The sequence below is a fragment of the Deltaproteobacteria bacterium genome (assembly GCA_016874735.1).
Taxonomy (GTDB): domain Bacteria; phylum Bdellovibrionota_B; class Oligoflexia; order Oligoflexales; family CAIYRB01; genus CAIYRB01.
Genome location: VGTI01000083.1, coordinates 1 through 10,336, shown reverse-complemented (window position 1 = coordinate 10,336; position 10,336 = coordinate 1). Strand labels below are relative to the sequence as shown.

Genomic DNA, 10,336 nt, shown 5'->3' with positions numbered 1-10,336 from the left:
TTTTTGCTGTCGCATCGCTCGAGCCATAAGCGCCTCAGTTAAGGCACCGAAATCACAGGACGGGGGTCCCCGTTCTTACTAAAATGGCATCGGCACACCGGGGGATAACTTTAGGTAGGTATTTAAGTCGCTGAAACGACTGCTCAAACGGCGCTGAATTCCGCCACCGTGATTGGCTGAAGGAGCTGAGATTTTGGGGAGTTGGACTATCTTTGCTATAGGTGCTCGTTAAGCCGAGCTACAGTCGCCAACAATCAGAGGTCAATTTTAGGTAGTAATCCGCTCAATAGCCGCTTTAAAAAGTTCCGGTGACCACGCCTCTAGTGACCTTTGATCCGGCAAAAAGCGCTGCAGGTCGCTTTTGGCTGCATCAATGTCTAGCTTTTCTAACCGCGCAAGAGCCCACGACCGAAAGGCCGGAGCAGTAAAGGCCTCCTGCCTCAGCAAGTGGCCGGACTCGCGCAATTTAGCTTCGAGGTAAGCAAGGTTTGGTTTCACCCCTCGACCGACATACCAAAGCAGATCGTAGAAGTCGCGTCCCTTTACGTTGGTGATGCGGTCGCGGCAAAATGTTGCATGTAACTTTCCTGCAAACAAACTCGGCAGATCAAATGTCGTGACAGTAAATGCCTGAGGCCAGAAGAATTGCTTCACTTCTGTCGCAAAACCAAGAGCAGGCGACGTATCTACCTCAAACTTAACTTGCAAAAGCTCACCCTTGGTCGCCCGAAAAGGCGACCCGATCTTAATCAGGTGGACGAGTGTATCGGCTTTAACGAAAGCTGATTCGGTACTGGTTTGCGTCTTTTTAGCCTTAGTCTCTACATTAGCCTCAAAGCCATATGCAGCCAGCTCCTCTCGGACGCCGCTGCAATACGAGGCCAGCTTAAAGCGAGCATCTGAACGAAGAAGCGTGAAGTCTAGGTCCTCAGAAAAGCGATCCAAGCCGTACAGTATTCGCAATGCAGTACCACCGTAAAAGGCTGCATGCTCGAAGAATTTAGCACGCCACAAACCAAGTAAGGTGATTTCCTGTATGATCTCTCGAAGGGCATCCTTCTCTTGCTCTGGGGTCTTTGCTCGATAAGATTTGACGCGATCTACGATGATATCGTTCATGAACCTAGCCTTTTTGCCAGTAAAGTCGTGAGAACTTTGACGCACCTTTTGTGATAAACACTCTCGATTTTGCGCATGCGACTTAGAGAGTAGACATGGCGCCGATCTAAATCGAGACGCAGATCGTGAGTCAAATAGTCGTCCATAGCTTCTGTCGAGTTTAGATCCTTACGGCGCCAGATTATGTCTACAATGGCTTTTTCTGGTGTTGCGATCTGATAGGGTTGCGTTGGACTGAGTTCCACGCGGCGGATACCCACGCTATATAACCGTGCCGGCAACGGCTCATAACTGAATACACCCACCGGAGTATCGAACTGCTTGCGTCTGCCGAGTGTCATGCAAGTCACTGCGTGCACCCGCTCGGGAATAAGTCCGTACATGCCCAGCGCATAATGCTGCGACACGTATGACGGTCCGTACACCATATTGGCGAGAACCGGCAGACTGTAGGGAGCATCACCGCGAACATAGAGCCCCTTCTTGACCCTGACCAAAGAACCGGACGCAATTAGACTGCTGATCTTATTGCGGGGGAACTTATAGTGCCGCAGCAAATAAATCAATAAATTATAATCAATTTCGCTGGTTATGGCTTCCTTTAGAGGGTCTCGCATGATTTAATAGCTTCCAGTATGTTGCCATTTTATCAACATAGTGACAAAAAATTAGATAAGACATCTTAGCCGGTATGTGGACAAAAAATCAACATACCAGTCAATTCAGATGAAGCATCTTTGCCACTGATACCAGCAGCGGCCAGCGGCGTCGGTTGTTTACTGCATCAGGGGGCGGTCAAGGCGATCCACTAAGGTTTCGCGTTAGCGAATACCGCCGCTAAATCCGTTTGGATAAGCAAATTGCATCGAATATTATCCCCTCGCTCTTTGACAAGTAAGGTACGGGTTCGATGCCCAAAACATGGCATCGGTAAAAACCTTATTGTTGTGTCGAGTGTACCTGTGCGTAGCTACACTCACCCCGCGCTAACGCGGATTAAAACTGACACAACTTTCTAGCGTACAAATCATTTTAGACCCTGGAACGGGGTTGCTCGCTGCAAGGCGGGTATCGGACGTGGAGTCCACATAAGACCAGCTTAGCGAAGCGAATCTGGCAAGGACGGCGAAGCGTCAAAAAAGACGAGAAAGCGAGAAGCTTCGGCTTCAAGCAAGTATCGGAAGCCTTACCCCTTTAGGGGTAGCGGTAGTTCACCTGATTGGACGAGAGTGACGTCACATTCCCGTCCGAATCGCTTCTGATGGTATTCAGTACACGAGTTTGCCATGAAGGCGCCAGTTCTAGGCTGAACCGCTTTTATTGGTGAGATCTATGCCAGTCTGGGAAGTGCTGGCACCGCTAATTTGCCGCTAATCGATCGGCGCCGTCGTTCCAAAACCGACCTTGTTATACATAAATTACACGATATTGACATCGATCGTTGTTCCGTTTGACTTCAAAAGTGATGGTTAGGAGGTCGGTATGTCAGTCAAAGTTTCTCCAAAGTTTCAGGTGGTAATCCCGGAGGCTGTCAGGGTCGCGATCGGCGTTACCCCAGGTTCACGCATGGAGGTCATCGCAAAGGGCAAGGTCGCATACCTAGTACATGTCCCCGATGGGGCTGAATTGCAACTAGCTCTTGCTGGAAAGCTAGATCAAGCCAAATTCCGCGATAAGAAGGATGAACTGCTACCACCCACGCCTCACACGCTCTGGCGAGCGCGCTCCGTTATGGGTGGAGTTTCGTGCTTCACCGGACGGGTAACCCCGCCCTCCACACCTGAGGACGGTTCCCGCCCCGTGACAAAGCCTGTCAAAGCATAATTCAAGATCACGCGTGCAGCATTCACGTCCCGGTCAAGTCTGAGCCCACAGCTTGCACATGAATGCGTGCGCTCAGACAGTGCCTTTTTCTGGACCACTCCGCATCCGGAGCAGCTTTGCGATGGCTTGACCTTCCTGGTTGGTATTTCGATGTAGGGAATACCAGCGTCTGCCGCTTTGAATTCCAATAATGCGAAAAACTTGCCAGGGGACGTATCAAGAATGCTGCGATTCAACCCTTTCTTATGTGCTCCACCGTGGGCTGTCATGCCCTTGATGTTCAGAGCCTCTGTGGCTACGAACCTGGACTCGCGCAATATGCGAGCACTGGTCTGGTGCAAAAAATTGTCCCGCTGATTAGCCAGCCTCTCATGGCACGAGACCAGCTTCTGCTTGGCTTTGGACCTGTTCTTGGATCCTCTCTTTTTGCGGGATAACTGACGCTGCGCTTTCTTTAGTTGGCAGTCGTACTTTTTAAAGTGACGCGGATTTTCGATGAGATACTGGGCGTTATCTTCAGTAACGACGGTCACAAAGGTGGCAGTACCCCAGTCAATCCCGACGGCCGCTTGGCCACTAGCGCGGTGTGGCCGCAGCGTCGCAAAGGTGATCGATGCAAACCACTTACCGCTGGCCTTTCTTATGATCTCAACAGTCTTAGGTTGGCCTGGATCACGGTTACTCTTGGCCTGATCCATAAACCTAGGCCGTCCACGTACTTGTAAATTGCCAACTCCACTAAGGTGCAGAGTGCCATGTACGTAATCCGCATTAGGCTTGAACTTCCAGCCATCCCCATGCGCTGCATATCCCCAGCCTTTAAAGCGATCGAAAGCCTTGAACCTTGGGAATCCGGGAGCAGCCTCTCCCGCCTTCACACGCCTAAAAAATGCCTGAAACGCCCTCTCAAGGCGCCGCAAAGTCACTTGCTCTGACTGGGCATTAAGGGCGGCATATGCCGGGAATTCAGCCCTGAGCTGTGTCAGCTCTTTGGCTTGGTCGTAGTAGTTGAGGCTCTTACCGCAGCGACGATAAGCATCAATGCGCTGCTCCAGTGCCGCGTTGTAAAGGCGCTGATGGAGACGAATAACCTCGACCATCTTATTGCCCTGTTTGGTCGAGGGGTAAATGCGGTATGTAACCTTGCGCTTGACCTGTTCCATAACGACAAAAACTACGAATTTGGGGACTTAAATACGTCGGCAAGGTGGATACTCTCATGTCTTTAAAAACATTGCGAGCGACCTAATTCTCATCAAAATAAAACTACAGCATTGCCCCATCATGGACCGCTCACTTCGCTTTGCGAAGCTCACGGTGTTTCGGCCTTCACCACCAACCAAGCCTCAGAACCTAAAGCGTCCTACGGTATGGTTGGAGTACTGGCCGACTTCCCGATAGAATGGCTGACGCGCGGTAAACGTCTGACTAGCTGCCAGCGCTATATGGACAAAAGCCATATCGTCGGGGTGCCGTCGCTCGTAGTTTTTGAAGTTTGCCGCAAGGTAACCACGAGGGTATCTGAAGATGAGTCCCTCCGAGTTGCCGCTTGGCTCAGGACGTTTGGGAATTTAAATCTCAGTGATGAGGTTGCTCTCCACGCCGTCGACCTTTCGATCGCGTATAAATTGGGCATGGCCGACAGTCTTGTTTTAGCCCATGCAATTAGAGAAAATGCGCAGCTCGTTACCTTAGACAATGACTTCTCTACGATCAAAGACGTAGTCGTTATTCGAGCTTGACTCCTAAAACGTCAACGCTAAAAATTGCATCGCAGAAGTTTCAGCTAGCCACCACTGCGCCGCTAGCAGCCGCATCCCTATCAGCGCCGCCACTGGTATTTGAGATGGGGATTGGGAATCTTATTGGTACTTGGCGATGTTGTCGGCTGTACACAACCTGTAAGATCCAGAGCAGGAGCATCCTGCCACCGCTCGACATTTGACAGCTGCACCGGACCAATCAACTCATTAGCGTCGTTGACGACTAATTTGGATGCATACGCAGTCGTCATTTATTTTCAGGTACGCGCCTCCCGTACCTCCGTGCACGCGCCATTGACGCTCAGGCACCAAAGCCCCCATTCCAATGTTGCTGCTGCCGCATGTCATCGTAAGAATTGCTCAATACGACAAGTAATCCACTAACGGTAAATTCGATTGCATCGGCATCGCATCAACGTAATTCCAACCAATTAATAAAGTAAGCGGTGCTGTTGCCGCTGACTTTGATAAATTTGTAATAATGACCTCTCGGCACTAAGACCAAAAGTTGATCATGATTGTCGGCGTATATGACCGCCTGGATAGCGCCTCGTCGACGCAACATTTTTCACACAAACACCGTCTTGAAGCACGGTGCAGACAAGCCTCGCTCTCGGGAGTGCGTCCCCTATCTAGTCACATTCATTAAACAGAGCCTTTTTTCTAGCCTGCAAATCGCCCCCAGAACCTATTAAATGAACAATCGACATAAATGGAACCACTACCCTGCAGATAAACAAGCCAAACCGTATCTCCGGCATTTAGATAGGTGCTGGTTACCCCTTGAAAGGGGTCCCATGTATTCGCCTGTTTGTACTGTACGAAATGGTTAAAGCCGGTGCCATTTTTATAAAATGCAACGCGAAGATCACCACTCGCGGCATTTGGCATAAGTAAATTGAATCCAAATTGGTAAACACCAGAAGCTGGTGCTGTGAATTTGCCATCGGTGCTGTTGTAAGCATTGCCAATATTAGTAATTACAGTCTCCCAAATGATGCCGTTTCCAGGATTTATAGTATTTGAGCAAAGTTTTGCTTCAAAGAAGGTTTGACCGGGAGTAGAAACGTTACCATTGCTACTAATAGCCATGCGAAACAGGCCGGAAGTGTCGTCCTGGATTACGTAGGCGCTATTTGTGTCCCCTCGTATCCCGGCGCGCCATTGTCTTGACCCATTGCTAGAGACGTAGCCAAGGTTTGCCGAGGTGCCAGAAGAGTAGATGTGCATGAGGTCGACTGGAGATGTCGTCCCGATCCCAACGTTGCCGGATGCTTGGATGTTTAAAAGGTGCTGATTCCCGTAAAATCCTAGGCCAATGCGATTCGCGGTACTTCCCGCGCCCGCATAGTTGAAACTGATTTCGTAGGCATTGTTTAGTGAATTGGCGTTTCCTACAAGCATGGCTTTGTAGGTTTGCGTGGAGTCGACAGCGTTTAGTGCCCAGGCCGGATGGGAAGCACCTGAAGTTCCAACAATGGTGCCGTTTGCTCTTATTGCTCCTGCGACGTCGAGGTTGAAACCTGGCGCCGTAGTTCCAATCCCGACGTTGCCATTCGCCCTCAGGCTCATGACCTTACTAGTGTCTGCTGCGCCGGCGCAGCGCGCTAACGCATTGTTTGAGGACCCTGGACCTAAGAAACTCTCACATGCTGCGCCGGCGCAGCTAGCATTTAGCACCTCGGAGGTGTTCCTTTTAATTTTTGAATTCCGTCACAATCAAACTACGGATGCCAAAACCAGCGGAATCATTGTGCCAATTCTCTGTCCCGGAACGCGTCGCATATTGCACTCTTACCACGTGTGCCCCTGCGGCTACAGACATGATGCAGTCCATGTGCATGGGCCGATAATTCCAACCTGAATGTTCGCCAAGTTGCGCTCGACAATTTGTGGGTTCAACGTCGTCCACAACTACACGGTACTCGGTGAGTGTCGTGGCACTTGAATGCTGGCAGCGGCTGATATTGGCCACGACCCAAATAGTTGAATTGTCAGTGGATACGGATACTGCCATGTCGGTCGGTAAGCTTGCCCATGAGGTTGACGAGCCCGATTCGGTTGCTGGGGCCCAAGTTTGATTCACCAATTGCTGAGTCACGCCCTGAGCGCGGACCTTCCCTGCTACGTCCAGTCTCTGTTGGGGAACTGTCGTTCCGATCCCGACGTAGCCGGAGTTCGTAAATCTGACTCGCTCAAAACCATCGTTGTAAAACGCAAAATCACCGCCACCAGTCTGAGTGACAAGAGTGAGAAACATGCCGGTGTCGCCGTCGCTCGCAAATGTATACCCGAGGTTCGTTGTATTATCTGCGGCCACGGGTAAGCCCTTGGACGCCCTAACTCCACCTACCACCTGCAGGGTTCCTGCCGGAGCGGTCGTACCAATGCCGACGTTGCCGCTGGACGTCAATCGCATTCGTTCAACAGCATTAGTGTAAAACTCAACTTGGCCGTCACCATCGCTGAACATACCAGAGTCGTTGTCCCCTGGGCTGGAGAACGCGTAGCCTTTGTTACTTACACCATTAGCGCCCGGCGCTCCTCCTAGCGCTCTCACGCCACCCGCGACATCAAGGCTGGTCGATGGCGCCGTGGTCCCGATCCCGACGTTGCCGTTTTTCAGAATCGTCATGTTGACTTGACTGGTATTTGAAATCGCACGAAAGCTGTCATCTGTATGACTATCGAAACCCATTAGCTGGCCATCAGTCTGTTTCATCAGGAAAGAATAGTTGTTATCTACGATTACATGGCCGCCAGTGACTCTAAGCTTCGCATCGGGGTTCGTAGTCCCAATCCCGACGTTGCCAGACGGGGAAACGATCATCCTAGTCGCGCCCACGGTTTGGTCCCAAAAAGCTAAATATCCCGGTCCGTATGAGTGAGCAGAGCCTGTAACAGCGAGTTGGTACTGATGACTGCCTGAGCTATTGCCGATCATAATCTGCGTAGAATCAGTTGATACTGAAGAAACTTCTAGATTAGAGATTGGCGCCGTTGTCCCAATCCCCACGTTACCGCTCGTGATCAGATTACCACTCGTATTGACTCCCGTAGATCCAGCTATAATCCCCGAGGTGATGGCATTACCCGAAACTTTGCCCGCAGTCATAATCGCTGCGAGTTTAGTGTCAGCAATCGCCGCTGTCGTAGCGATATCATCGTCGGTGATCGAGGCATCAGTGATCGTGCCACCGCTGCCGCCAGACACGGCGCTGGCGGTCGCTAGGGAGCCTAGCCCCAAGGTCGTGCGCTGCGCGGCTGCGTCGGCGTCGTCTAGTAGTGCTTTACCTGCTGATGTCAGCGTATAGGTGGACCACGTATCTGTGGCGGTGCGCTCGACCCCACCCGTGGTGGTAAGGCCTTCGACCGCAGCTAGGTCGTTGGCTAGAGCTAGCGTCACGTTACCTGACGCGGTGATCGGCCCACCGCTGACCGTGATACCCGAAGCTGGTGCCGTCACTCCCACGCTGGTGACACTGCCAGTGGCTCCTGACACCCAGCCTAGATTACCAGCACCATCGGTCTTCAGCACTTGTCCCGCTGAGCCGTCCGTTGCGGGGAGTACCCAGATCTTATTAGCACCTATGGCATCAGGCGCTTTGAATCCGACATAATTCGTGCCGCCGGCAGCGAGTTCCGTAAGGCGTACCTCGCCCGTGTTACCCGATGCTGTGCCGTAAGGCTTGGCATCGTAGCCTGCTTGCGCGTTACTAGAGAGGCTCGTAAATGCACCCGTGTTGGGTGTCGTCGCACCAAGTGCGCCAGGAGCTGCCCAATTAGTTGTGGGTAACGCCGCACTCTGCCACGTCGTTCCGTCCGAGGTGAGGACGTTACCACTAGAGCCCGGAGCTACCGTTTGCATGGCGGAGGTGCCGTTACCCAGGATCACATGGTTTGCCGCAAGGGAGGTGGCGCCAGTACCGCCGTTAGCCACGTTTAAAGTACCCGCAGTGATGAGAGCGGCACTATGCGGCGGCAGGTCAGACGGCGCCAAACTATCGCCAGCTGCCACGCGACCGTACGCATCAGTGGTCACTTTGGCGTAAGTGCCTGCTGTACCCACCGTCGCTAAACTCACAGTCGCAGTGCCCGATGCAGTGGCCACAGCTACCCCAGCACCCTGAGCGACATTGCTCACTTTGCCGTTAAATGCGGCGTATTCCGTATTCGATATTAAACCTGCCGTTACACTTACGGCAGACGCTAGCGGGATATTAAGCGTGTGGGTATCACTCGCTGATGACCACGCAGGTGCTGTACCCGAGGTACCGGGAGGAGCCAAGGTCTGCGTATTACCTGTCTGACCGTTAAACGAGTTTAGGCCTGAGCCCGACACTCCAAGCGCCACGGCACTGGAGCCGTCCCAATACTTGATCTGATTCGTGGTGGCGTTAAACCAGGTCTTGCCCTTATCTGCACCTGTAAGACCCGCAGGATCTGTCGCATAAACACCAAGACCCAGCATCTTCGATGCAGCTAGCTGCACGTTACCGGTGTTACTGATGTTGAATGCACCGGCGTCCAAGGCACCAGCGAGAGTGTCTCCACCTTTATTAAGAGGGCTGTAGCCTAGTGCATTCTGTTTACCATTAAATGTGATCCAATCACTCGATGATATATAGCCGTTACTGGACGCACTGGCTTGCGTGATGCCAATCGCACCACTGACTAGACCGTAGGTGATGGGAGCAGCAGCACTCAGCGCCCCACGAGCACGCGCATCGCTGTAGTAAAGACTGGTGCCACTCTCTGCAACCGACGCTGTGGTCAGCTCCTGCCAAGTCTTATCGCCACGGTAGTATTGAGAGCCGGTACCGGGGTTGACCGCGTTCTCTTTGCCAGCTAACGATGCGCTTAGGCCTGCGATCTTACTCTGAACTATGCCTGCTCCAGCGGCTATATCGCTGTCACCTATAGCAGCGGCGCTGACAGCACCGGTAAGTCGACCCTGAGCGTCCACAGTGATGTTAGCCCTGGTGTAGCTACCAGCTGCCACCGTCGTGGCGCTTAGTGCAACGGTTGCTGTGCCACTGGCTGTAGATACCGAGATGCCAGTCCCCTCGACCACTTTGCTGACACCGGCACCGGAGACTCCAAGAGCCACGGCAATGGAGCCGTCCCAGTACTTGATTTGGTTGGTGGTGGCGTTAAACCAGGTCTTGCCTTTATCTCCGACGACTAGTCCCGCTGGGTCACTAGCATGATTGCTGAGACCCAGCGTCTTCGACGGTGCCATCTGCACATGGCCCAGGTCAGTCAGGTTATAGCTACCGGCGCTCATCGCTCCAGCGAGAGTGTCACCTGCTTTATTCAACGGGGTGTAACCTAAAGACTGCGTGATGTCACCCGCGGGAATCGCTCCGACTGTGACCACACCACCAGTCGTTGTTTGCTTCAAATACTGTCCTGTGCCACCAGTTGCACTGAGATTGGTACCCGTGCCACCACGAGCGACAGGTAACGTGCCTGACACCTCTAACGCGAGATCGATCGGAGTCCCACTACTCGCACTCGTAATCCGTCCTGCGCTGTCCACCACCACCGTAGCCCGTGCATACGTACCAGCACTCACTCCCGTGGGTGCAAGACTAATCGTGCCCGCAGTAGTAATCGTGCCGCCATTC

Annotated in this window: 7 protein-coding genes; 2 read left to right on the top strand and 5 right to left on the bottom strand. The window is 52.5% G+C overall.

The window, feature by feature from the left end:
• Positions 1–267: 267 nt before the first annotated feature.
• Positions 268–1,119 (bottom strand): nucleotidyl transferase AbiEii/AbiGii toxin family protein, encoded by an 852-nt coding sequence (locus FJ146_17985; GenBank protein ID MBM4253862.1) that lies wholly within the window; start codon positions 1,117–1,119, stop codon positions 268–270.
• Entirely contained in the window at positions 1,116–1,736 is a 621-nt protein-coding gene (locus FJ146_17980) for a hypothetical protein (protein MBM4253861.1), read from the bottom strand. The genes FJ146_17985 and FJ146_17980 overlap by 4 nt, the downstream gene beginning before the upstream one ends.
• An 865-nt stretch (positions 1,737–2,601) precedes the next feature.
• On the opposite strand from FJ146_17980, the gene FJ146_17975 reads away from it, so the two are divergent.
• Positions 2,602–2,943, top strand: a complete 342-nt coding sequence (locus FJ146_17975; GenBank protein MBM4253860.1) for an AbrB/MazE/SpoVT family DNA-binding domain-containing protein — start codon at positions 2,602–2,604, stop codon at positions 2,941–2,943.
• On the opposite strand, the gene FJ146_17970 is transcribed toward FJ146_17975, so the two are convergent.
• Complete coding sequence (locus tag FJ146_17970; protein ID MBM4253859.1) at positions 2,823–4,106, bottom strand: transposase; 1,284 nt, start codon at positions 4,104–4,106, stop codon at positions 2,823–2,825. The genes FJ146_17975 and FJ146_17970 overlap by 121 nt on opposite strands.
• 207 nt (positions 4,107–4,313) lie before the next feature.
• Here FJ146_17970 and FJ146_17965 point away from each other — a divergent pair, with 207 nt between their 5' ends.
• Positions 4,314–4,685 carry a type II toxin-antitoxin system VapC family toxin gene (locus tag FJ146_17965; GenBank protein MBM4253858.1) on the top strand — a complete coding sequence of 124 codons (372 nt, stop codon included), beginning with the start codon at positions 4,314–4,316 and terminating at the stop codon, positions 4,683–4,685.
• Positions 4,686–4,765: 80 nt separating this feature from the next.
• On the opposite strand, the gene FJ146_17960 is transcribed toward FJ146_17965, so the two are convergent.
• Entirely contained in the window at positions 4,766–4,957 is a 192-nt protein-coding gene (locus FJ146_17960; protein MBM4253857.1) for a hypothetical protein, read from the bottom strand.
• Between the two features lie 412 nt (positions 4,958–5,369).
• A complete protein-coding gene (locus FJ146_17955) occupies positions 5,370–6,386 on the bottom strand; it encodes a hypothetical protein (GenBank protein MBM4253856.1) in 1,017 nt (338 codons plus the stop codon).
• Positions 6,387–10,336 lie beyond the last annotated feature (3,950 nt).